Annotated in this window: 18 protein-coding genes; 9 read left to right on the forward strand and 9 right to left on the reverse strand. The window is 45.3% G+C overall.

Annotated features, from left to right (window positions below; genetic code table 11):
* Nucleotides 1-4: 4 nt before the first annotated feature.
* Both ilvD and H9625_RS08665 read right to left on the reverse strand, forming a co-directional pair.
* Nucleotides 5-1,807 carry a dihydroxy-acid dehydratase gene (gene ilvD, locus H9625_RS08660; protein ID WP_191763937.1) on the reverse strand — a complete coding sequence of 601 codons (1,803 nt, stop codon included), beginning with the start codon at nucleotides 1,805-1,807 and terminating at the stop codon, nucleotides 5-7.
* Nucleotides 1,808-2,155: 348 nt separating this feature from the next.
* The gene (locus H9625_RS08665) at nucleotides 2,156-2,389 is read right to left on the reverse strand and encodes a hypothetical protein (protein WP_191763939.1); all 234 of its coding nucleotides are present in this window, start codon (nucleotides 2,387-2,389) and stop codon (nucleotides 2,156-2,158) included.
* A 354-nt stretch (nucleotides 2,390-2,743) separates the two neighbouring features.
* Here H9625_RS08665 and H9625_RS08670 point away from each other — a divergent pair, with 354 nt between their 5' ends.
* Nucleotides 2,744-5,962 carry a UvrD-helicase domain-containing protein gene (locus H9625_RS08670; RefSeq protein WP_191763940.1) on the forward strand — a complete coding sequence of 1,073 codons (3,219 nt, stop codon included), beginning with the start codon at nucleotides 2,744-2,746 and terminating at the stop codon, nucleotides 5,960-5,962.
* Between the two features lie 115 nt (nucleotides 5,963-6,077).
* The gene (locus H9625_RS08675) at nucleotides 6,078-8,948 is read left to right on the forward strand and encodes a PD-(D/E)XK nuclease family protein (RefSeq protein WP_022039873.1); all 2,871 of its coding nucleotides are present in this window, start codon (nucleotides 6,078-6,080) and stop codon (nucleotides 8,946-8,948) included.
* 108 nt (nucleotides 8,949-9,056) lie between these two features.
* Here H9625_RS08675 and H9625_RS08680 read toward each other — a convergent pair whose 3' ends face one another.
* The 3 genes from H9625_RS08680 to H9625_RS08690 all read right to left on the reverse strand — a co-directional run bounded on the left by H9625_RS08680 (nucleotide 9,057) and on the right by H9625_RS08690 (nucleotide 13,251).
* The gene (locus H9625_RS08680; protein ID WP_022039874.1) at nucleotides 9,057-9,878 is read right to left on the reverse strand and encodes an exodeoxyribonuclease X C-terminal domain-containing protein; all 822 of its coding nucleotides are present in this window, start codon (nucleotides 9,876-9,878) and stop codon (nucleotides 9,057-9,059) included.
* Between the two features lie 63 nt (nucleotides 9,879-9,941).
* A complete protein-coding gene (locus H9625_RS08685; protein WP_022039875.1) occupies nucleotides 9,942-10,511 on the reverse strand; it encodes an RNA polymerase sigma factor in 570 nt (189 codons plus the stop codon).
* Nucleotides 10,512-10,923: 412 nt separating this feature from the next.
* Nucleotides 10,924-13,251 (reverse strand): transglycosylase domain-containing protein, encoded by a 2,328-nt coding sequence (locus H9625_RS08690; protein ID WP_022039876.1) that lies wholly within the window; start codon nucleotides 13,249-13,251, stop codon nucleotides 10,924-10,926.
* A 235-nt stretch (nucleotides 13,252-13,486) separates the two neighbouring features.
* On the opposite strand from H9625_RS08690, the gene pyrB reads away from it, so the two are divergent.
* Genes pyrB through H9625_RS08720 form a run of 6 tightly spaced genes read left to right on the forward strand, consistent with a single transcriptional unit; the run spans nucleotide 13,487 to nucleotide 18,275 of the window.
* Nucleotides 13,487-14,440, forward strand: coding sequence for an aspartate carbamoyltransferase (gene pyrB, locus H9625_RS08695; RefSeq protein ID WP_022039878.1), 954 nt, complete (start codon nucleotides 13,487-13,489; stop codon nucleotides 14,438-14,440).
* Between the two features lie 13 nt (nucleotides 14,441-14,453).
* Nucleotides 14,454-14,912 (forward strand): aspartate carbamoyltransferase regulatory subunit, encoded by a 459-nt coding sequence (gene pyrI / locus H9625_RS08700; RefSeq protein WP_022039879.1) that lies wholly within the window; start codon nucleotides 14,454-14,456, stop codon nucleotides 14,910-14,912.
* Between the two features lie 10 nt (nucleotides 14,913-14,922).
* Nucleotides 14,923-15,489 (forward strand): flavin reductase family protein, encoded by a 567-nt coding sequence (locus tag H9625_RS08705; RefSeq protein ID WP_022039880.1) that lies wholly within the window; start codon nucleotides 14,923-14,925, stop codon nucleotides 15,487-15,489.
* Nucleotide 15,490: 1 nt separating this feature from the next.
* Nucleotides 15,491-16,219 (forward strand): porin family protein, encoded by a 729-nt coding sequence (locus tag H9625_RS08710; protein ID WP_022039881.1) that lies wholly within the window; start codon nucleotides 15,491-15,493, stop codon nucleotides 16,217-16,219.
* Nucleotides 16,220-16,254: 35 nt separating this feature from the next.
* On the forward strand, nucleotides 16,255-17,535 hold the full coding sequence (gene glyA / locus H9625_RS08715; protein WP_087209521.1) for a serine hydroxymethyltransferase: 1,281 nt from the start codon (nucleotides 16,255-16,257) through the stop codon (nucleotides 17,533-17,535).
* Between the two features lie 20 nt (nucleotides 17,536-17,555).
* On the forward strand, nucleotides 17,556-18,275 hold the full coding sequence (locus H9625_RS08720; RefSeq protein WP_022039883.1) for an OmpA family protein: 720 nt from the start codon (nucleotides 17,556-17,558) through the stop codon (nucleotides 18,273-18,275).
* Between the two features lie 659 nt (nucleotides 18,276-18,934).
* On the opposite strand, the gene H9625_RS08725 is transcribed toward H9625_RS08720, so the two are convergent.
* The 4 genes from H9625_RS08725 to lysS are packed head-to-tail and all read right to left on the reverse strand — an operon-like array spanning nucleotide 18,935 to nucleotide 23,771.
* Nucleotides 18,935-19,663, reverse strand: a complete 729-nt coding sequence (locus H9625_RS08725) for an HAD-IA family hydrolase (RefSeq protein WP_191763942.1) — start codon at nucleotides 19,661-19,663, stop codon at nucleotides 18,935-18,937.
* Nucleotides 19,664-19,666: 3 nt separating this feature from the next.
* Nucleotides 19,667-21,016: a glucose-6-phosphate isomerase gene (locus H9625_RS08730; protein ID WP_022039885.1), complete on the reverse strand. Its 1,350-nt coding sequence runs from the start codon at nucleotides 21,014-21,016 to the stop codon at nucleotides 19,667-19,669.
* 15 nt (nucleotides 21,017-21,031) lie between these two features.
* Nucleotides 21,032-22,027, reverse strand: a complete 996-nt coding sequence (locus H9625_RS08735; RefSeq protein WP_013616264.1) for an NAD(P)H-dependent glycerol-3-phosphate dehydrogenase — start codon at nucleotides 22,025-22,027, stop codon at nucleotides 21,032-21,034.
* Nucleotides 22,028-22,040: 13 nt separating this feature from the next.
* Nucleotides 22,041-23,771 (reverse strand): lysine--tRNA ligase, encoded by a 1,731-nt coding sequence (lysS, locus tag H9625_RS08740; RefSeq protein WP_191763944.1) that lies wholly within the window; start codon nucleotides 23,769-23,771, stop codon nucleotides 22,041-22,043.
* A 255-nt stretch (nucleotides 23,772-24,026) separates the two neighbouring features.
* Between lysS and H9625_RS08745 the strand changes: the two genes are divergently transcribed.
* A complete protein-coding gene (locus tag H9625_RS08745; protein ID WP_191763946.1) occupies nucleotides 24,027-24,803 on the forward strand; it encodes an amidohydrolase in 777 nt (258 codons plus the stop codon).
* The last annotated feature ends 40 nt before the right edge of the window (nucleotides 24,804-24,843 follow it).

A 24,843-nucleotide genomic window follows, 5' to 3' on the forward strand; every position in this document is an offset into this window, starting at 1 on the left:
CAATTCAGTCAATCATTCTCACTCCTCCTTTATCCGCCGAGCTTACCATCGCGGCATACGCCCTAAGAGCTTTCGACACCTTGCGGTCGCGCGTAACGGGTGCCATCGGACGTGCAGCCAGTTCCTCATCGCTCAGCCGTACATTGATGGTGCGGTTCGGGATATCTATCTCGATGATGTCGCCGTCTACAATCTTACCGATGTTTCCTCCGGCAGCAGCTTCAGGCGAAATGTGCCCGATGCTCAAGCCCGATGTACCGCCGCTAAAGCGTCCGTCGGTAATGAGGGCACACTCTTTGCCCAAGTGTTTCGACTTGATGTACGATGTGGGGTAAAGCATTTCCTGCATTCCCGGTCCTCCTTTGGGGCCTTCGTGGGTGATGACCACCACATCGCCGCTCACCACCTTGCCACCCAAGATTCCCTCGCAAGCCGCTTCCTGCGAATCGAAGACTTTAGCGGGACCGGAGAATTTCCAGATGCTCTCATCCACTCCAGCCGTCTTCACCACGCATCCGTCCTGCGCAATGTTACCCTTCAATACCGCCAGGCCTCCGTCTTTCGAATAGGCATGTTGCAAATCACGGATACACCCTGCGGCACGGTCGGTGTCCAGCGTATCGTACATTGTGTCCTGTGCGCCCAGCGCGATGCAGAACTTTCCGCCCGGTGCGCTCCGGTAAATGCGCAACGCCTCGGGATCGGGAGCAGGCACACATATATTATATCGGGCTATGGCTTCTGCCAAGGTAGTTCCGTCTACCCGGCGCACCGAAGTGTCCAGCAAGCCTCCCTTCGCCAGCTCGCCCAAAATGTTCAGAATACCACCGGCACGGTTCACGTCCTGTATGTGGTATTTCTGCGTATTGGGAGCCACCTTGCACAGGCAAGGCACACGTCGCGAAAGCTGGTCGATGTCGTCCATACAGAAATCCACTTCCGCCTCGTGGGCAATGGCAAGCAGGTGAAGCACCGTGTTGGTAGAACCGCCCATCGCAATGTCGAGGGTCATGGCGTTGAGGAAAGCCTGGCGTGTGGCGATGCTCCGTGGCAATACACTATCATCCCCATCACGGTAATACTTCCACGCATTCTCCACGATGAGCCGTGCCGCGTCTTCAAACAGGATGCGGCGGTTGGCGTGCGTAGCAAGAACGGTGCCGTTCCCCGGCAGGGCAAGCCCGATTGCCTCGTTCAGGCAATTCATCGAGTTGGCGGTGAACATTCCCGAGCAGCACCCGCATCCGGGGCAGGCATGACGCTCTATTTCCGCCACATCGGCATCGCTCACACTCGTGTCCGCCGACTTAATCATCGCGTCTATCAGGTCGAGATGCATCCCGCCCCATTCGCCGGCCTCCATCGGTCCTCCCGACACGAACACCGTGGGGATATTGAGCCGCATCGCCGCCATCAGCATCCCCGGCGTAATCTTGTCGCAATTGGAGATGCAAATCATCGCATCCGCCTTATGCGCGTTCACCATATACTCGATGCTGTCGGCGATAATGTCGCGCGAAGGCAATGAATACAACATCCCGTCGTGCCCCATCGCTATTCCGTCATCAATGGCAATGGTGTTGAACTCGGCGGCAAAGCACCCCTGCCGTTCGATTTCGGCTTTCACCATCTGCCCGATTTCATGCAGGTGGGTATGTCCCGGCACAAACTGGGTAAACGAGTTGACCACCGCAATAATCGGCTTGCCCATCATTTCTTTCTTCATCCCGTTGGCCACCCACAAGGTGCGGGCTCCCGCCATGCGCCGGCCTTCGGTACTCATTGAACTGCGTAACTGATGTTTCATCTCCATTATGTTTTTTTAGTTCTTTAGTTTTTAAGTTTGTTAGTTTTTAAGTTCTTGAGCTTCCACCCAATCACAATACCAGCTTAACCCAACTGCCAATTATAAAAAAGCCTCTCTCGACTCAGGGGTGAGAAAGGCTTTTCAACGTATAATCTCGAACAACTACATACACGAACCTTCCTCACCCCCTGGTACCACCACGACGTGAATCAAATGCAGGACTGCCAAGTTAATTCGTATATCAGTTGTCATTGTCATTCGGTTTAATTGGTTTTTACGGTTGCAAAGGTAAAGCCTTTTCCCGAATAAACAAATAAAATGAAACTTTTTTATCGAAAAAAATTATCATTAGTAAGAGAGTGTTTCAATTTTTCCGATAAATTTATTTAGCGGATATGAATCAATGTATGATTGAGAAGCTGTTTTGAATTTCTCCAAAAAGTTTTTCTTGGCTTGATGTATCCGTTTTCGTGTGTGCTTTGGGCAATTTTTTGGTCCTTTCCGCTCCTGTTCTTCGTCAGATAGCCCGCTATCTTCCTCATCACAGAAGCAAAAATGCCTCAAAAACTCATCCCAAATCATCGCACGATAAATTCAAAACAGCTTCTGAAAGGTTCAGTATCTGTTTCAAGCTGTCTTCTTTTTACGTTCTCCATATCAAAACCGTACGGTTTCCATATCGAGAACGTACGGTTTTCAATTGGAGAACGTACGGTTTTGATATGGAAACCATAAAAGGATGATGTCTGGATTGATAATATAATCCAATCAGATATTTCAATTATATGGCTTTAGGAATTTGATTATAAATGCCCATAACATTTTTTCTTTGATTAATTCAAAACAGTTTCCAAATAAAACGGTTCATCGTTTCCGGTATCCAAGCAAAAGACTATCTTTGCACTGAAAACGCATATTAACGCATATAAAAAAGCTATGACAAATACCCCACAACTATTAGTCTATAAAGCCTCAGCCGGTTCAGGAAAGACCTTTACCCTTGCCGTGCAATACATCCGGCAATTGATAGAAGATCCTGCATCCTACCGGCGTATCCTGGCAGTAACCTTCACAAACAAGGCTACAGCCGAAATGAAAAGCCGTATTCTGGAACAACTCTATGGGCTGGGCTACAACGTCAAATCATCGGACAGCTACCTCAATGAACTGAAACGAATATGTCAGATGGACGAAGACGCCATCCGCAAGGCAGCACGACGGGCGTTGCACAACATCATACATGACTACAGTCGTTTCCGAATTGAAACCATTGACTCTTTTTTTCAAGCCGTGCTGCGCAATTTAGCCCGCGAGCTGGAACTAGGTGCCAATATGACCATAGAACTGAATAACACAGAAGTACTCTCAGATACCGTAGATGCAATGATAGAAAAACTGGACCGTCATTCACCCGTACTGAGTTGGCTGATGGAATATATAGACGAACGCATCTCGGATGACAAACGCTGGGATATTTCAAGCGAAATCAAGAACTTCGGACGCAACATCCTTGACGAAGGATACATTGAGAAAGGCGACGGGCTGCGCCGTAAACTTGCCGACCCGACTTTCATTCCCAACTATCGGAGACAGGTGCAGGACATCCGCCGTGAAGCATTGGAAGAGATGAAAAGCTTTAACGACCAGTTTACAGGTGTACTGGAAATGAACGGCCTGTTGCCAACCGATCTGAAAAACGGTTCGCGTGGTATCGGAAGCTATTTCAACAAACTCGCCCTAGGAAACCTGTCGGACAATATCCGCAATGCCACTGTAGACAAGTGCCTGGCGAGTGAAGATAACTGGGCAACACGCACTTCACCCCATCGCGCTGCCATCTTAGACCTTGCCACACGCGAACTGATTCCCTTGCTGAAAACCGCCGAAGAGTTCCGGCCGAAGAATAACGTACTGGCAAACTCGTGCAATCTTTCGTTACGCTATCTGAACAACCTACGCCTTCTGGCACATATTGATGAAGAACTGCGCTTGCAGAACCAGCAACACAACCGTTTTTTATTATCCGATACCAACGCCCTCCTGCATAGCCTGATGCACGAAGGTGACGCAGCATTCATCTATGAAAAAATAGGTACTTCCATCGACACAGTGATGATAGACGAATTTCAAGATACGTCACGTATGCAATGGGAAAATTTCCATCTGCTGCTGGAAGAAAGTCTTTCACAAAGGGAAGGTAGCCTCATCGTAGGCGACATCAAACAAAGCATCTACCGCTGGCGCAACGGAGACTGGAAAATTCTGGCAGGACTGGGGAATGACCCGACCTTGCGTATCCACGAACTGACCCTGAAAACGAACTGGCGAAGTGAAGCACGCATCATTTACTTTAACAACGCAATGTTTACTTCCGCTTGTACCGCCCTGAACCACAAATATGAGGATGAAACAGGCACCCCATGCCTGCAATTGCTCAACGCATACAGCGACGTATGCCAGGAAACTTCCAAACAAAACGAACAGGGATTCGTCAGCCTGACTTTCCTACCCGATACCCAAGAACAGCCATACGCTGATGCTACCCTGCATGCCCTTGCCAGTCAGGTAGAACAACTTATCGCACAAGGAATACATACCAACGATATAGCTATTCTGGTACGGAAAAATAAATCCATTCCCTCCATAGCCGATTATTTTGATAAACATACACCCTACCGCATCGTATCGGACGAAGCCTTCCGCCTCGATGCTTCGCTGGCTGTATGCATGATGGTAGACGGGTTACGCTATCTCACCTCGCCCGAAGACCGCATAGCCGGTGCACGTCTGGCAGTAGCATACCAGCACGAAATACTTCACTCCAGCATCAGCCTAAACCAAATCTTAGCGGATGACCTCACTCCTTTCCTACCTGAAGCCTTTGCAGCACAGATGCCTGAATTGCGCCTCATGCCTCTTTATGAGCTATTGGAAAAACTCTTCCTGCTATTCGATATGCAACGCATTGAGCATCAAGACGCCTACCTATGCGCTTTCTACGATGCTGTAACCGAGTACATGCAGCAACATTCGTCTGAGCTAACTGCCTTCATTGCTTTTTGGGACGAACGCCTGCACGAAAAAACCATCCCATCGGGAGAAATAGAAGGTATCCGTATCCTTTCCATCCATAAGTCGAAAGGATTAGAATTCCACACTGTACTGCTCCCTTTCTGCGACTGGAAGATGGAAAACGAAACCAACAATCACCTGATATGGTGTTCAGTGGCAGGAACAGGAAAAGAGACCGACCGTGCCCCGTTCAACGAACTGGACATCGTACCGGTAAATTATTCTTCAGCCATGGCAGACTCTGTTTACCACGACAGCTATTGGGAAGAACGACTCCAGCTATGGGTGGATAACCTGAATCTACTCTACGTGGCGTTTACCCGTGCGTGCAAGAACCTTATTATATGGGGTAAAGCAAACCAGCGGGGCACTGTATCGGAACTACTTGCTGAAGTAGCCCCCCAACTCAACATTTGGGACACAAAAACAGAAGAAACCGAAGAAACATCTCCTCTGACATACACCTTCGGCTCTCTCTGTCCTTCGGAAAATAAAAAACAGGAAAAAGGCTCTGAGAATCCACTTGCAGTACTTCCACAAAGCTTGCCTGTACAGGTGGAATCGATAGAAACTCCAATCGAATTCAAACAATCGAACCGTTCTGCCGACTTTATCCGAGGCGATGAAGATGAAGAAGAACACGAACGCTACATCCGTCAAGGACAACTCCTGCATCAAGTGTTTGCTTCCATCACCACTGAATCCGACTTACCTGGAGTCATCAAAAAACTCACGTTTGAAGGCATACTGGAATCGGAAGAGAAAGCATGCGAAATCGAAAAACTTGCTCGTTGGGCGCTAAACCACCCGCAGGTAAAAGACTGGTATGGAGGAAATTGGAGACTCTATAACGAATGCAGCATCATTTACACTGATGAAACCGGAACATTCCAGACACGGCGACCAGACCGCGTAATGATGAAAAAAGACAAAGTGGTAGTAGTCGACTTCAAGTTCGGTAAGAAAAAAAATGTCTACCGCCAGCAGGTAAAAGAATATATGAACCTGCTCATCGGGATGGGCTACAAAAATGTAGAAGGCTACTTGTGGTATGTATTCGGAAACGAGTTGGAAAAAGTATGACTCCACAGAAATCCAGATATCCAGAAACCGATACTTTTCCCCTAAAAAAGCATTAATATCCAATCCCAAGTGACAAATTCCCCAACTACTAACCCTCAATAAACCAATAAAAAAGATGAAAACATTCCTACAAGAAGTAGCACACGACCTATATGAAAAAACGCACGGTGACCTGAGCAATGTTGCCGTGGTTTTCCCCAATAAACGCGCCAGCCTGTTTTTCAACGAGTATTTGGCACATGAAAGCAAGCGCCCCTTGTGGTCGCCCGCCTACACCAGCATCAGCGAATTGTTCCGCCAGTGCTCTCCATGGCAAACAGGCGATTCCGTCAAATTGGTGTGTGACCTGTATAAAGTATTTCGCCAAGTAACCGGAAGTAATGAATCTCTAGACGATTTCTTTTTCTGGGGAGAGATGCTGATAGCCGATTTTGATGACGCAGACAAGAACTTGGCAGATACCCAGGCGCTCTTCAGCAATCTGAAAGACCTGAACGGCTTAACTGATGACTACGATTTTCTGGAAGAAGGACAGAAAGAAGCCCTTTCGCAGTTTTTCCGAAATTTCTCGATTGACCGCGTAACAGAGTTGAAACAACGCTTCATTTCGATATGGGACACACTAGGAGAAATCTACACCCGATATAAAGCATTGCTGGAAAGCCAGCACATTGCTTACGAAGGAATGATGTACCGCCAAGTCATCGACACCCTGAATCCCGACAAACTTCCATACCGGCTGTATGTTTTTGTAGGTTTCAACGTACTGAACAAAGTAGAACATACACTCTTCCGTAGACTTGCCGATGCAGGAAAAGCCTTATTTTACTGGGACTACGACACCTTTTACCTGAACCGGACACCTCATGAAGCAGGCGAATTCATCCGCCGGAATTTACGGGATTTCCCATCTGAGCTTCCTCCCTCTTTCTTTAATAACTTAAATCAAGCCAAAGACATTACTTTTGTAGAATCGCCCACCGAAAACGGACAAGCGCGCTACCTGCCCCAATGGCTTCGTGAGAATCTTACCGAAGAAGAAAAAGAAACTGCCGTAGTGCTATGCAACGAGGCACTGCTCCAGTCCGTACTCCATTCGCTTCCCGAAAATGTAAAACACATCAACATCACAATGGGCTTTCCTCTCTCACAAACGCCTGCATATAGTTTTGTCTGTGCCTTGCTGGAACTGCATACTGCAGGATACAACACACAAAACGGACGTTATCGCTTCACCGAAGTAATCAGCCTGCTGAAGCACCCTTATACGCGACAACTCTCGTCACAGGCGGCAGAATTGGAGCAAAGCCTAACCCGTGACAACAGATTCTACCCACTTCCCTCCGAATTAGAAAAAGACGGAATACTGGAGATACTCTTCACACCCGTTACCACCAACTCCAACTTATGCCAGCTGATTACGAAGGCATTAGAGAAAGTCGCGTTATCTTACCAGCAACAAAAGCCTTCGGATACAACCGCTTTCGACCAGCTTTACCGTGAAGCCTTGTTCAAGACCTATACCTTGATGAACCGATTCTACACACTGATAGAAGACAAAGACTTAAACGTAAAACCCGAGACATTGCAACGCCTGCTTACCCGCGTCATGGCTACTTCGAGTATTCCTTTCCATGGCGAACCAGCCATCGGACTGCAAGTAATGGGAGTACTGGAAACACGTAACCTCGACTTCCGTCACCTCATTATGCTCTCGGTAAACGAAGGCCAACTTCCAAAAGGTGGAAACGATGCCTCATTCATCCCCTACAACCTGCGAAAAGCATTCGGAATGACCACCATCGACCACAAGATAGCCGTCTATGCCTATTATTTTTACCGTCTGTTACAGCGCACGGAAAAAGCTACACTGATATTCAACACTGCTACTGACGGCATCAACCGTGGCGAAATGTCGCGCTTCATGCTCCAATTCATCATCGAATGGGGGTATCCCGTCAAGCGTTTGAGACTGGAAGCTGCACAATCGCCACAAGGCTCTACCCCTATCTGTATCTCCAAAGGACCGACCGTCCTCCGACGCTTATGGGAAACCTTCGATGTACGTTACAACCCAAAAGCTGTACTTTCGCCCTCGGCATTGAACTGTTACCTGGACTGCCCGTTAAAATTCTACTACAAGTATGCGGCACACCTCAATGCCCCCGATGAAATCTCTCCTGAAATTGATGCTGCCAAATTCGGCAGTATTTTCCACCATGCTGCCGAACACATCTACAAAGACCTGACAACACACGGAAAAGTCATCAATCAAGAAACAATAGAGAATCTGCTGAAAAATGAAGTTCGCTTACAGGACTATGTCGACAAAGGTTTCAAAGAACTTTTTTTCCATCTGCCTCCTGAAGAAAAACCCACTTACAATGGTATCCAACTTATTAATTCAGCTGTCATACTACGCTATGTGAAGCAACTGCTCCAGAAGGACCTGAAGCATGCACCATTCACGTTCGTCAGTTCAGAATACCCCGTCTACGAAGAACTGAAGCTCACCGTAGCCGACACCGTCCTACATTCACGTATCGGAGGCATCATTGACAGAATAGATTGGAAAGACAACATTCTGCGCATCGTCGATTATAAGACTGGAGGAAACGCCGACACGCCATCCAGCATAGAATCGCTCTTTTCTCCCGACCTCAAACGTTCGAGTCATGTATTCCAAACATTCCTCTACGCTGCTATCGTATGCCGCAAGCTACGGGAGAAACAAGACACACGCCAAGTAGCTCCCTCACTGCTGTACATACACCGGGCTGCCTCAGAAAACTACACGCCAGTCATCCAACTGGGTGAAGCACGAAAAGCTGAACCAGTTTACGACTTTGCCCGTTACGAAATGGAGTTCCGCGAACGACTGAAACTGTTGCTGATGGAAATCTTCTCCCCGGAAATCCCATTCACACAAACCGAGATTCCGGATAAATGCACCTATTGTGATTTCAAGGATTTATGCCGGAAATAACAGATAATCCTATCTTCAAAAGAGGATTATCCGACCTGACACAGAAGATAATCCTCTTCTCATTCACCGCATTGTGGACATTTAACCTTAGCCTTGCAATATTGAGTACTACAACAATTTCACATACCCCAAACGAGTATAACGCACTCCGCGACTCTCGTAATGCGATATCACCTTAGCAGAAGCAAGATGCAACATCTCGTGAGCAATGACCTTTCGTGTATGGCAACTTAATACATTGGGCGAAAGACTACGTCCGCCTGCTTTAAGAAAAAACGTAAAACGATTTCCATCACGGTCGGCTGCCAAAATATATTGGTCCACATAGAAATCAGGCTTGTAAATATCTACTTGTAGACGGACATTCAACACTGTCAGAAAAAGTTCCTTCAAACGCTCGCCTACTTGCCCCACATTATGGCTCACCGATGAAACGCGACGCTTTTGTACTGTCAGTTCAAAATGAACACGTGCAAACTCTTTGGCCAGAACAACCAATGGTTCGTAACGCTTGAGACTAGGTACAAATTTATTTGCCAGCCACAATACGTAAGAAGGATCAATATAATACACTTCAGCCAATCGTTTGCCACGGTACTTTCCGAAAGGAACAAAATCTTCCGATTGTCCATAATAGCATTCAAAAACCCTATTATCAAATACTTCAAGTTTTACATTACAATTTTGAAGCAAAGAAAAAGCACGTTCAGCCGCCATATCAAAAGTGACGGCAAGTGTCCGTATAAATAAAGGAATCTCTACGTTGGGGAAGAAACGCCAGAAAGCATAATATGGACGATAAGCTGTAGCCACACTAATAGCATAACAACCATTAACGGTTGTCCTGCCCCGATTGAATTCACCGATACGGGCTATTACCGTTTCTGCCAACCGGGGAGATACTTGATATAAAGTCAAGTCATAATCCATATTCTCCCTTTTTTGCAAAGATAAGATTTTCAAGTCTATTTTACTACATATTCCCGACAAGAATCAAATAAAAGCATCATCATACCCTTTGGCAAGCATACTCTTTTCCAGTTGGTGATAAGCAGACTGCAAACGCTTGGCTATTGTCGATTTGTTCGAGTTTAATTTGACGGCAATAGCCTCTAAAGTCATTCTTTTCCAGATTTTCATCTCTACCAATATTCTTAATTCCTCCGGAAGCTCCTTGACCGATTTCCTTAGTTCTGCATATTTATGTTCTCTATCCTGCGAACTTAATTCATATTCATTTTGCCAATCTTTCACCGTCTCCAAATCCAAATCTGTGATTTTAGGCTTCATTTTCCTACAATAGCTACATAAATAATTGTCAACTACACAATGTAGCCAACCTCCAAATTTCCCATTTTCCTTGTAAGCTGTCTTCAGTTTAATACTGAAATGAATGGATAAATCTTGAAAAACATCTTCAGCTTCTTCAATACTGGATATGATTTGACGAATAGAATATTTAATCTGGTCGGCATAGCGGTGTAAAAGAATAGCAAATGCCTCATTGTTTCCAGACTGAAATAAAGAAATCAGCTCTTCATCAGAGCTAACGAGTAAATTCATAGTATCTGTTTTTATGGTTTATAAATTAATTCAATTACAAATGAAAACATCTATCATACAGTCAATCATTTAAGAAAGATATAAATCATTTTGCTGTAAAGGAAATATTTTTTCAGTAAAAAAGCTAATGAAAAAGGATTTTTTTTCGAAATATCTTAGATAAATACCGTTTTCTCCTTTAAATGACTGGTTCTAAGAAACAGTTGCAAGACCTAACCCCCAAAACCAAGTCTTTCAGCCAACTATTTTCATAGGTATATCCGTAGTCTGCCAACAACCGACAATAGAAAATAAATACTTCGCCATTAAAAGCTATGTTTCAGATGCAGTTGCATATATGAACTGCATCTGAAACATAGCTTCATTTTTAAGAACGACAGATGGGCAAAGTGCAGGCATCCGTGAATCATTGTTATTGGAAGAACACATCGTCCAGCCTGCTGGCATTTTCTTCTTCCATTTCAGTCAATTTGTCCTTACAAGGGTCAAAATCACCTGGTATGTCAAAGCGTTCCTCTTCAGAATAGCCCAATTCCTTATCAGCATAAACTTTTTGCATAAAGAGTCCCCATACCGGAAGTGCCATCGAAGCACCTTGTCCATCACGCATCGTGTCAAAATGGATATCACGCTCTACACCGCCAACCCAGCATCCAGACACCAATGAAGGAGTAAATCCCATAAACCAACCATCCGAATTACGGTTAGTTGTTCCGGTCTTTCCACCCATATCTGCCTTAATGCCATACAAACGGCGCACACGTCCTCCGGTACCCTCATTAATAACGGCACGCAGCATCACCAACATTTTATAAGCACTCGATTCACTGATTACCTCATCGACCTGTGGAGTAAAGTTAGCAATGACATTTCCCTCATTATCCTCAATGCGCGAAACAAACAGCGGTGCCGTGCGGATGCCCCGGTTGGCAAATGCCGTATAAGCACTAACCATTTCTCCTACCGATATCTCACACGGACCCAGACAAAGAGAGACAGTGGGCTGTATGTCTTTGTTCAGCACACCGAACGAGTGAATCAACCTCGCCAGCGCATAAGGGCTAAGCTTACTCATCAGATAAGCCGATATCCAGTTATTCGAGTTGGCAAGTCCCCACTTCAGAGTAACCACTTCACCATAATGCGAACGGGAAGAGTTACGTGGCGACCAAGCTTTTCCGTTCTCATCGAAAAGTGTCTGTTCCACATTACGTACTTCATCACAAGGCGAAAAACCATTCTCCATCGCTAGCGAATAAAGGAAAGGCTTGATGGTAGACCCTACCTGACGGCGTCCTACCATTGCCATGTCATACTGGAAGTAATTATAATTAGGCCCGCCTACGTATGCCTTCACGTAACCGGTCACAGGATCCATCGACATGAACCCGGCACGCAGAAAATACTTATAATAACGAATGGAGTCCATCGGTGTCATGATGGTATCTTTTTCTCCCTCGTATGAAAAAACCGTCATCTCATGCTTGGTGTTGAAGGCCTGACGGATTTCTTCTTCCGAGCATCCTGCTTTCTTCATCTGACGGTAGCGGTCGGTCTGACGCATTGAGCGGTCCATTATCTCGTTCACTTCTTCTTGCGTCAGCTGGTTGGTATAAGGAGCTGTCTTCCGCCCCATCTTCTCCTTAAAGAAGCGAGGCTGGAGATACTTCGCCACATGCTCGTAAACCGCCTCTTCAGCATATTGCTGCATCCGGGAGTTGATAGTGGTGTAAATCTTCAACCCGTCGGTGTAAATGTTATAGTTGGTGCCGTCCTTTTTCTTGTTCTTCGCACACCAACCGTAAAGCGGATTGGTTTTCCAGGCAATGGAGTCTTCGTAATACTGCTGCATCTGCCAGCCGCGATACTTACTCTTATCGGGCTGCTTAGCAGTCATTATATGACGCAGGTATTCACGAAAATAAGTAGCCAGCCCATCCTTATGGTCAACAGGCTGGAACCTTAACTTAAGCGGAAGTGCCTGCAACGAGTCACATTCAGCCCGCGTAATATAATTCGCCTTGCGCATCTGGTCGAGCACTGTATTTCGACGTCCCCGCGAACGTTCGTTAAACCTGCGCGGATTATAAAGCGAAGGATTCTTACACATGCCAACCAGTGTTGCAGCCTCTTCGATGGAAAGTTCTTTCGGATCTTTCGAGAAATAAGTTTTTGCCGCCGTTTTGATACCCACAGCATTGTTTAAGAAATCGAACTTATTGAGATACATCGTGAGGATTTCCTCTTTTGTATAATAACGCTCCAGCTTGACGGCTATCACCCACTCTATCGGCTTCTGTAACAGACGTTCCATCACATTGTCTGCCGTAGGTGAATAAAATTGCTTGGCAAGCTGCTGGGTAATCGTACTGCCTCCTCCGGCATTCTTCTGCATCAGTATTCCGCGCTTGATTACCGCACGCAAGAAAGCACGAAAATCAATGCCGGAATGTTCGCTGAAGCGCACGTCTTCTGTAGCAATCAATGCATGAACCAAATTGGGCGACAAATCATTATAGCCTACATAAACACGATTTTCCTTGCTATACGACCATGTCCCCAGTAATTGGTCATCATCGGATATAATCTGGGTAGCAAATTTCAGATTGGGATTTTCCAATTCCTCCACCGGAGGCACATAGCCTATCCATCCTTTCGCTATAGCCGTAAATACAACCGCCACGGCCAGAATACTCAAGACCACCAAAATCCACAATGCGCATATGAACTTCTTTCTCATAATTCTTATACCTTAATATATAAACATAGAACCCAGGAAATACAATGGCACAAAAAGAGGAATGTCTTGCTTCGCCGACAAAGAAAAACACTGCACCTTCATACTCTTGTGTCCGATATTACTCTTTACGAAGTGCAAAAGTATAAAAAATGCCGGAATAAAAACCGTTCATTCTATTTTTTTGACTATCTTTGAACTCCGGTATTTATTAAAGAACTATCATTAAACGGAAAATATGGAAAATAGAAGTTTAGTCACTATTGCCAACCACTCGAAGGAACGCATCCTTTATCTGCTGGAAATGGCACAAGAGTTTGAAAAGAAACCAAACCGTCACTTGTTGGACCAGAGAATCGTTGCGACCCTTTTTTTTGAACCTTCCACCCGCACGCGTCTGAGTTTTGAGACAGCTGCCAATCGTTTAGGTGCAAAAGTCATCGGATTCACCGACCCCAAGGTGACAAGTTCTTCGAAAGGAGAAACCCTGAAAGACACCATCATGATGGTAAGCAATTATGCCGATATCATCGTCATGCGTCACTACTTGGAGGGAGCCGCACGCTATGCCAGCGAAATAGCACCCGTTCCTATCGTCAACGCGGGCGACGGGGCCAACCAGCATCCTTCTCAAACCATGCTTGACCTCTATTCCATCTATAAGACACAGGGTACACTGGAAAATCTGAACATCTATCTGGTAGGTGATTTGAAATACGGACGCACAGTACATTCCCTCCTGATGGCAATGCGCCATTTTAACCCGACTTTCCATTTCATCGCCCCCAACGAACTGAAAATGCCGGAAGAATACAAACTGTACTGCAAGGAACATCACATCCATTACGAAGAACACAGCGACTTCAACGAGGAAACCATTGCCAATGCAGACATCCTGTACATGACCCGTGTACAACGCGAACGTTTCACCGACCTGATGGAATACGAACGGGTAAAAGACGTGTATATCCTGCACAACAAAATGCTGGAGCACACACGGCCTAACCTTCGCATCCTTCATCCGTTGCCCCGCGTGAACGAAATAGCCTATGATGTGGATAATAACCCGAAAGCCTACTATTTCCAACAAGCACAAAACGGCCTGTACGCACGTGAAGCCATTCTTTGTGATGTATTAGGAATTACGCTGGACGAAGTGAAAGCAGATACCAACCGAATCATGAACCTTTAAAACTTTTGATGTAATGAGCAACAAAAAAGAATTGCAAGTAGCCGCCCTTGAGAACGGAACGGTAATCGACCATATACCTTCAGACAAGCTGTTTACCGTAGTATCCTTGCTCGACCTGCAACACATGGACAGCAACATCACTATCGGAAACAACTTCGAAAGTAAAAAACTGGGAAAGAAAGGCATCATCAAGATTGCCGGACGGTTCTTTACCGATGAGGAAATCAGCCGTCTTTCTGTAGTGGCACCCAACATGAAGCTGAACATCATCCGCAACTACGAGGTAGTGGAAAAGAAAGAAGTGGTGATGCCATCCGAACTGAAAGGAATCGTGAAATGCAACAATCCCAAATGCATCACCAACAACGAGCCGATGCAGACGTGGTTCCATGTCGCCGACAAAGAACAAGGTATCCTGAAATGCCACTATTGCGAGAAAGAACAACAGGTAGACAACATCAAACTAATCTGACACACAAACCATGAAACAAGACTGGAAACCTGGCACGATGATATACCCCCTGCCAGCCGTACTTGTGAGTTGCGGAAGCACGGAAGAAGAATACAACATACTGACCATAGCGTGGGTAGGAACCATCTGTTCCAACCCACCCATGTGCTACATCTCCGTACGACCGGAACGACACTCCTACCCGATTCTGAAAAAGAACATGGAATTTGTCATCAACCTGACCACCAAAGATATGGCATTCGCTACCGATTGGTGCGGTGTACGCTCAGGCAAAGACTATAATAAGTTTGAGGAAATGCACCTCACACCAGGCAAGGCTTCAATGGTGCAGGCACCACTCATCGAGGAATCACCTCTATGTATCGAATGCAGGGTGAAAGACATTATCGCCCTTGGCTCGCACGACATGTTCATAGCAGATGTCGTCAATGTAAAAGCTGATGAAAAATATTTAAATACAGAAACCGGGAAATTTGAACTCGCACAATCCAATCTATTAGTATATATCCACGGCGGATATTATGAAACAGGAGAAAAAATAGGAAAATTCGGTTGGTCTGTAGAAAAGAAGAAATAAGATGAGAACAAATGCCTTTATCCTGCTTTGCCTTATGGGGCTGTCCGGACTTTCCGCACACGCCCAAACAGAATCGCGCAATGAGACAAACGACCCCAAGGTCAATATAGGCATCAAGGCAGGATTTAATTCCACCATGTTCTTCATCGACCATTTTACATTAGGAGAAAATGAGCTGCAAGATATCCAGAACAACTACAAGATAGGATATTTCGGAGCCTTTTTCTGCCGCTTCAATTTTAAAAAACACCATTTCCTACAAACCGAATTTTCGTATAACGTTTCAAAAGGGAGTATTTCGATTCCGAATGATGTAAACAATGCAGGACTAATAGATGACAATGCCTTGGTAAAAACAGACATCCATTCTATCGACATGCCTTTGCTTTATGGTTACAAATTCGTAGATGCCTATCCATACGGCATGGCATTCTTTATCGGACCGAAAGTTGCATACGCATGGGAAAAACATACCAAAAGCGAATATTCCGGGTTTTATCAGCAAGGAATCAAAGAAGAAATACGTCCCTTCAGCTTTAGTGGAGTAGTCGGACTTGCAGTCAATGTATCAAACATTTTTTTCGACTTCCGCTATGAAATCGGATTACACGATTTGGTTCAATCCATCACATACGACAAGACACTGACTGAAAATCCTTATAATACCCAAGACATTTCCCTAAAACGTCGCCGGAATGTATTAAGTTTCTCAGTAGGTGTAATATTTTAACATCAAATTATTTTATCAAAAAAAAACATACAAATATGAAAAGAGACGATTTAATTTTCGACATTATCGAAAGAGAACACCAACGTCAACTGAAAGGCATAGAACTGATTGCTTCCGAAAATTTCGTAAGCGATGAAGTAATGCAAGCCATGGGGTCATGCCTCACTAATAAATATGCCGAAGGTTATCCTGGCAAACGCTATTATGGAGGTTGTGAAGTTGTAGACCAAAGCGAACAACTCGCCATCGACCGCATCAAGAAAATCTTCGGTGCCGAATGGGCAAACGTCCAGCCTCACTCTGGAGCACAAGCCAATGCAGCCGTATTCCTTGCAGTATTAAACCCTGGAGACAAGTTCATGGGACTGAATCTGGCACACGGAGGACACTTATCCCACGGTTCGGCCGTCAACACTTCAGGCATCATCTACACACCTTGCGAATATAACCTGAATAAAGAAACCGGACGTGTAGACTATGACCAGATGGAAGAAATCGCACTACGCGAACACCCCAAATTGATTATCGGAGGTGGTTCTGCCTATTCACGCGAATGGGATTACAAACGCATGCGCGAAATTGCAGACAAAGTAAATGCCATTCTGATGATTGACATGGCTCACCCAGCCGGACTGATTGCTGCCGGTCTGCTCGACAATCCAGTAAAATACGCACATATCGTAACGTCTACTACTCATAAAACTTTACGAGGACCACGTGGAGGCATCATCCTAATGGGAAAAGACTTTCCCAATCCTTGGGGAAAGAAAACGCCCAAAGGTGAAATCAAAATGATGTCACAATTGCTTGACTCTGCCGTATTCCCCGGTATCCAGGGTGGCCCGCTGGAACATGTGATTGCAGCAAAGGCTGTCGCCTTTAATGAAATCCTCCAACCCGAATGGAAAGACTATGCTTTACAAGTAAAGAAAAATGCCGCTACATTAGCACAAGCATTGATAGACCGCGGATTTACCATCGTATCCGGCGGTACAGACAACCATTCGATGTTAGTAGACCTGCGAACCAAATATCCCGACCTGACCGGAAAAGTAGCTGAGAAAGCGTTGGTTTCGGCAGATATTACCGTAAATAAGAACATGGTTCCGTTTGATACCCGTTCAGCATTCCAAACCTCTGGAATCCGTTTAGGAACTCCAGCCATTACGACACGGGGTGCAAAAGAAGACCTAATGTATGAAATTGCCGAAATGATAGAAACGGTATTATCGAACGTAGACAATGAAGAAGTGATAGCTTCCGTTCGTACCCGTGTAAACAACACGATGAAAAACTATCCCTTATTTGCATATTAAATGTATCATATAAAAAGCTTATGAAAAAAACAAGTTGTATGGCTATCTTACTGAGCGGATGCTTGGTACTTAGCGGTTGTGGAAGTTTAAACAACACCGCCAAAGGAGGAATGATTGGAGGTGGTGGCGGAGCAGCTTTGGGTGCCCTCATCGGAGGTATTGCCGGTCATGGAAAAGGCGCAGCAATCGGTGCTGCTGTAGGAGCTGCCGTAGGAACAGGCGCAGGGGTCTTGATTGGTAAGAAAATGGATAAGGCTGCCGAACAGGCTGCGCAAATCGAAGGAGCAGAAGTAGAACAGGTTACGGATAACAATGGCTTACAAGCCGTCAAAGTAACATTCGATTCGGGCATCTTATTTGCTACCAGCAGCTCTACCCTGAGCACTTCTGCCAAAGCGGCTCTAAGCAAATTTGCCAACAACGTATTAATCCAAAATCCCGATATGGATGTAGCCATCTATGGATATACCGACAATACGGGTTGGAAAAACAGCACCGCAGAACAAAGTGTACAGAAAAATCAAGCCCTCTCACAAGAACGAGCACAAAGTGTATCCAGCTACCTTCTCAGTTGCGGTACTACTGCCTCACAAATCAAAACAGTGGAAGGATTGGGCGAAAGCAATCCGGTTGCAGACAACAGCACCGAAGCAGGCCGTCAAGAAAACCGGCGTGTAGAGGTATATATGTATGCCAGCCAGCAAATGATACAAGCAGCCGAAGCTGGCACATTGCAATAATATGGCAGAACAATACTGAATCAAGGATATTCAGTAAATGACCTCAAAAATTAAATGGCATATGAAGATGATTGCCTATACTCATCTCATATGCCATTTTTATTGGATTCTCACTTATGTTGTATAAATCCTGTTTTATACTTCTTGCGGCATTAATTTGTGCATTTTGTCGCTTGTCACATTTGTCAAGCTGGATTTGTGCCTGTACACTTGTCTACCGGTTGCTTTTCCAAGCCAAACCCTAACATCAGCTTAGTCCGACCATCCAATCTCCATGACTACCTTGTTTGTAAGATTAATAATCTTACAAGCAAGGCAGCTATATTGCGGAGAGAACAAAGCTTGATTGTCATGCCGGACGTGTAAGCCGGCGTAATTGAAGAAGCGGATTGACAATCCGGTGTGACACAGGCAACAGAAGTAATACCGACTGTGTGTATTCCATTAAAATGCACAATTCCACACTGTTCAAAATATAAGCTTTGTAATTCTGCATTTCTAGGAATAGCCAGAGTTAAATGCATAGCAACCGGCATACTCCCAAACATCGAACAGAAAAAAGACCGCTTCTCCCGAAGCAGTCTTTTTAATATCCAATTGAATTTGTTAGGGTTAGTATAAGCATTTGTAAATGCTAAGTGTGGTGCAAAGATACAACTTTATTTGATTACTTGATAAAAACTTTCCCAATTATTATTGAATTCCATCATAGAATGGAAAAGAAAGTTAGCTCCTTCTTGTGTCAATACTTCGTCAGGTAAGGGGCCGGTATTTACCGCTACTGTAAAAATGCCTGCCGCTACTCCTGCTTTTACTCCCAATGGGGCATTTTCTACCACGATGGCTTCGTTTGCTTTTACCCCTGCTTTCTGGAGTCCCATAAGATAAGGCTCCGGATTGGGCTTTCCGTATTTGACATCAAAAGCCGTTACCATTAATTCAGGTCTGAAAATATCCGGAAAGTTCTTATTGATCCGTTCCAATAATGATTTTTGACCTGAACCGGTGACAATGACCGGTGTTAATCCTTCTCCTTTTATTTTTTGTAATAATTCGTATGCGCCCGGCATACGTTCTGCTTGGGGTAATGAATTGAAAATTTCGGATTTGGTTTCGTAGATGTTTTCAATTTCTTCATCCGTCGCTTCTTTCTTCCGCTGGCGGGCGCTTATGATGTTGATAGTATCTGCTCCCGTACGCCCTTCGTGCAAATAAGCCTCTTCAGGAGACATTTGCAGGTTGTAACGTTTCATCGCTTCGTGCCACGCTGCCGCATGGTTTTTCATGGAGTCGAACAATACGCCGTCCATGTCGAATAATACAGCTTTCAAGTCGAGTGACCCGAAGCGATGTGCTTGCAGATAAGTCCGAATTGCTTCTTCAAACATAGGCTACTTGTTCAAACGGGCTTGGATAGCTTTCGATTCTGCTTCGTATCCCGGTTTGTTCAGCAAGGCGAACATGTTTTTCTTATAAGCTTCTACACCTGGCTGGTTGAACGGATTGACTTCCAGCAAATAGCCGCTGATACCGCATGCTTTTTCAAAGAAATAAATCAGCTCGCCCAGATAGAATTCATTCAGCATCGGAACACTGACGCGCATATTGGGCACTCCTCCGTCTACATGGGCCAATTGAGTACCTAATTCTGCCATCTTATTGACTTCATCAATGCGTTTTCCGGCAAGGAAGTTCAGGCCGTCCAAGTTTTCTGCATCGGTAGGAACTTTCAATTCATGGTTAGGTGTCTCGACGGACACTACGGTTTCATAAATGGTACGTTCGCCTTCCTGAATCCACTGTCCCATTGAGTGTAAGTCTGTAGAGAAGTCTACCGAGCTTGGATAAATGCCTTTGTGGTCTTTTCCTTCCGATTCGCCGAACAATTGTTTCCACCATTCCATGAAATAGTGCAGTTTAGGCTGGAAGTTGACGAGGATTTCAATTTTCTTTCCATTCTGGTACAGTTCATTGCGAGTTGCCGCATATAAGGCAGAAGGATTTTCCATCAGGTTCTCGCTGGCACATACCTTTTCCATTTCGCGTGCTCCGTTTACCAGCTGTTCGATATCGAATCCTGCCACGGCAATGGGCAACAGACCTACCGGAGTCAATACAGAGAAACGTCCGCCTACATTGTCAGGAATGATAAACGACTTGTATCCTTCTTTGTCGGCAGTAGTGCGGGCTGCACCTTTCTTGGCATCGGTTACAGCTACGATAACTTTGCGTGCCATTTCTTTACCGCGTTGTCTTTCGCATTGCTCTTTCAACAAACGGAATGCGAGGGCGGTTTCTGTTGTTGTTCCTGATTTGGATATGTTGATGATACCAAACTTTTTATCTTGCAAGTAAGAGGTCAACTCGTACAGATAGTCTTCGCCGATGTTATGTCCTGCGAATAAAATAACGGGCTGGCCTGCTTTTTTCTCTTTCAGCCATGCAAAACTGTCAGACATCGCTTCGATAACGGCACGGGCACCCAAGTAGCTTCCTCCAATGCCGGCAACAACTACTACTTCACAATTTTCACGTAATACTTGAGCTGTAGCTTTTAAATCGTCCAAGTGTTCTTGAGTGATAGAAGAAGGCAGGTGCAGCCATCCCAGGAAATCGTTTCCAAGGCCGGTGCCTTTTTCCAAAGTTTCCATACAAGCTTTTACTTTGGGTTCGTAAGAAGCTAATTTTTCTTTAGAAATGAATCCTAAAGTCTTTTCGATGTTAAGTTTGATATTTTCCATAATAGTATATGTATTTTATCTGAATGAATCAGTCAGTAATTTTATCTCAATCATGGGAGAAATGCGTTCGTACAGGATGTTGTAGACAGCATCTACTATCGGCATATTCACATGCAGGTGCTTGTTCAGTTCCTTGATGCATTTTGTGCCGTAATAGCCCTCTGCTATCATTTCCATTTCGATTTGTGCACTTTTCACCGAGTATCCTTTGCCTATCATGGTACCGAACACACGGTTACGGCTGAAGTTGGAATAAGAGGTAACGAGCAAATCGCCTAAATAAGCCGAGTCGTTGGTGCATCGGTCTACCGGATGTACCGTGTCTAAGAAACGGTTCATCTCTTGCAGGGCATTCGAGACCAATACAGCCTGGAAATTATCTCCATACTTCAGACCGCTGCAGATACCTGCCGCTATGGCGTATACGTTTTTCAACACCGAAGCATATTCGATTCCTGCCACATCCGTATTTACGGAAGTCTTGATATATTGTCCGCTCAGCTGGCGGGCGAACATTTTGGCTTTTTCGATGTCTTTACATCCCACGGTAAGGTAAGAAAGACGTTCCAGAGCCACTTCTTCCGCGTGGCAAGGTCCTGCCAGTACGGCGATGTTTTCTTCGGGCACATCATACATCTTGTGAAAATAATCGGATATGATCATATTTTCATCGGGTACGATACCCTTGATGGCTGTTACGATGAACTTGTCCTTTAGCTTCGTTTTCAGCTTTTTCAGGTGTGCTTTCAAGTAAGGTGAAGGAGTGACGAATATCAGCGTATCCGATTCTCTCACTACTTTGTTTATATCCGATGAAAAGTTAATGCATTTGATGTTGAAGCGCACACTGGTCAGGTAAGCCGGATTATGCCCCAACCGCTTGAAGTCCTCGATGCGGTCGTCTCGGCGCATATACCAGTTTATCGTACCGGCTTGGGCAAGGACAATCTTTGCGATAGCCGTTGCCCAGCTTCCTCCACCCATGATTGCTATTTTCCCGGGTAATTTCATGTTTGTTTTTTACTTACATGATTTTACTTATCCATGCTGCGATTTCGTCAACACTTGGATTAGTCAGTCCCAATTTATATTTCTTGTTTACTCCGCAGATGTCCATTTGCAGCTTTTGCGGATTAACTTCTTTCATGTCTGATACCAAATTATATCCTGCTTTTTGGATAAGCGGGACCCATTCTTCAGGAATGCCTAAAGCAGTAAATTTTTCAGTTTTATCTTTAGGGGCCACCTTTTCGGGACGCATCTGCGGGAAGAACAATACTTCCTGAATGAAAGTCTTGCCCGTCATAAGCATAACGAGACGGTCAATTCCGATTCCGATACCGCTTGTAGGAGGCATACCGTATTGCAGGGCACGCAAGAAGTCCTGGTCAATAATCATCGCTTCATCATCGCCTTTGTCGGCTAAGCGCATCTGTTCCTTGAAGCGTTCTTCCTGGTCTATCGGGTCATTCAGTTCCGAGTATGCATTGGCAAGCTCTTTCCCGTTTACCATCAGTTCGAAACGTTCGGTCAGTCCGGGTTTCGAGCGGTGCATCTTGGTAAGGGGCGACATCTCTACGGGATAATCGGTGATGAACGTGGGTTGTATAAAGGTGCCTTCGCAGAACTCGCCGAAGATTTCATCAATCAGCTTGCCCTTGCCCATGGTGTCGTCGATTTCCATGTTCAGCTTTTGGCACACTTCGCGGATTTGTGCCTCGTCCATGCCAGTCAGGTCATAGCCGGTCTTTTCTTTGATGGCTTCCAGGATAGGCAAGCGGCGGTAAGGCGCCTTGAAGCTGATGATGTTGCCGTCAATTTCACGTTCGGGCTTTCCGTTTACGGCGATGCAGACGGTTTCCAACAGCTTTTCGGTGAATGCCATCATCCAGTTGTAATCCTTATACTGTACGTACAGTTCCATACAAGTGAACTCCGGATTATGATTGCGGTCCATGCCTTCGTTGCGGAAGTTCTTGCCGATTTCGTATACACCTTCGAATCCGCCCACTATGAGCCGCTTCAGATAAAGTTCGGTCGCGATACGCAGGTACATGTCGGTATCAAGAGCGTTGAAGTGGGTAATGAAGGGCTTGGCGCTTGCACCGCCTGCAATGTTCTGCAAGGTAGGAGTCTCTACCTCCGTATAGCCGGCTTCGTCCAGTACGCGGCGGATGGTACGTATCACCGTAGCGCGTTGCAGGAAGATGTCTTTCACTCCGTCATTTACTATCAGGTCCACGTAGCGTTGGCGATAGCGCAGTTCGGGGTCTTCGAACTTGTCATACGCCACGCCATCCTTGTATTTTACAATGGGAAGCGGGCGGAGCGATTTCGCCAGCACGGTCAGCTTCTGCGCATGGATGGATATTTCTCCCATCTGAGTTCGGAATACAAAACCTTCAATGCCGATGAAGTCGCCTAAGTCGAGCAAGCGTTTAAATACCACATTATATAAATCTTTGTTTTCATCCGGACAGATGTCATCACGGGTGATATATACTTGGATACGTCCTTTCGAGTCTTGTAGTTCGATGAAAGAAGCTTTCCCCATTACACGACGTGACATCATGCGTCCTGCAACTGATACTTTGCGCGGTTCTGCCTCGTCATCCTTGAATTCGGCTTTTATATCGGTTGAAAATGCATTAGTTACATACTCGGCAGCAGGGTACGGTTCGATGCCCATCGCTTTCATCTCATTCAGACTGTTACGCCTGATAATCTCCTGTTCACTTAGTTCTAATACGTTCATTTGTCAGTACATTAACTCAATTTCGCTACAAAAATAAAAAATATTTTGCAATCTATCCCTATGTTCACCATTTCTTTTTATGAATTCCATCTTAAGCTGGCAGCTTCTAACTTCTTTTGCCTCTTGGAAAATGCTTTCGTTAGTACCCTATCGGCAAGACATCGAAGCCCATTTATTAAAATTTTACTCATTTTGTTGGGTAATGCCGATTAATTCGTTACCTTTGGGGATGTTTCTAACGATATGAAAAGCATTATGAAAGTCATTATTCTGCAAACCGATATTTGTTGGGCAAATCCAGCAACGAATCAAAAGCATATTGAAAAGATGATGGAGGCGCATACGGGAGCCGACCTTTATGTGCTGCCCGAAATGTTTTCGACCGGTTTTTGTACGCAGCCTGAGGGAGTGGCAGAGACGGAATGCGAGTCACTTCGATGGATGGAGCAACAAGCAAGGAAACGCGAATGCGCTATTGCCGGAAGCGTAGCAACCGAAGAAGACGGTAAATATTACAATCGTTTTTATTTTGTATACCCTGATGGGCAGGTATGCTGGTACGACAAAAAGCATTTGTTCACATACGGGGGTGAAGATAAGCATTATACGCCTGGCAATAAACGTGTGATTGTTCCGTTTCGGGGCGTACGCTTCCTGTTGGAAGTCTGCTATGACCTGCGTTTTCCTGTCTGGTCGCGCAATCGGGGCGATTACGATGCCATCCTTTATGTGGCAAGCTGGCCGACACCACGCGTGGAAGCATGGAAAATGTTGCTCCGTGCCCGTGCCATTGAGAATCAGTGCTATGTAATAGCCGTGAACCGTGTGGGTAAGGACCCTACATGTGAATATTGTGGGGGAAGTGCTGTAATAGACCCTTACGGACACACACTAGCTGCCTGCAAGGACGAGTGTGAGGAAGGAACTGAAGCCATCGTGGATATGGACAGTTTGAAAGTTTTCCGCAAAAAGTTTCCCGTACTGGACGATGCCGACGGATTTTCTTTGTCTTTTTCCACTACAGATTATTAATTGATTAAAATGAAAAAATTCATCACGAAAACACGAAATC

Source organism: Phocaeicola intestinalis, from assembly GCF_014837065.1.
Lineage (GTDB): Bacteria > Bacteroidota > Bacteroidia > Bacteroidales > Bacteroidaceae > Phocaeicola > Phocaeicola intestinalis.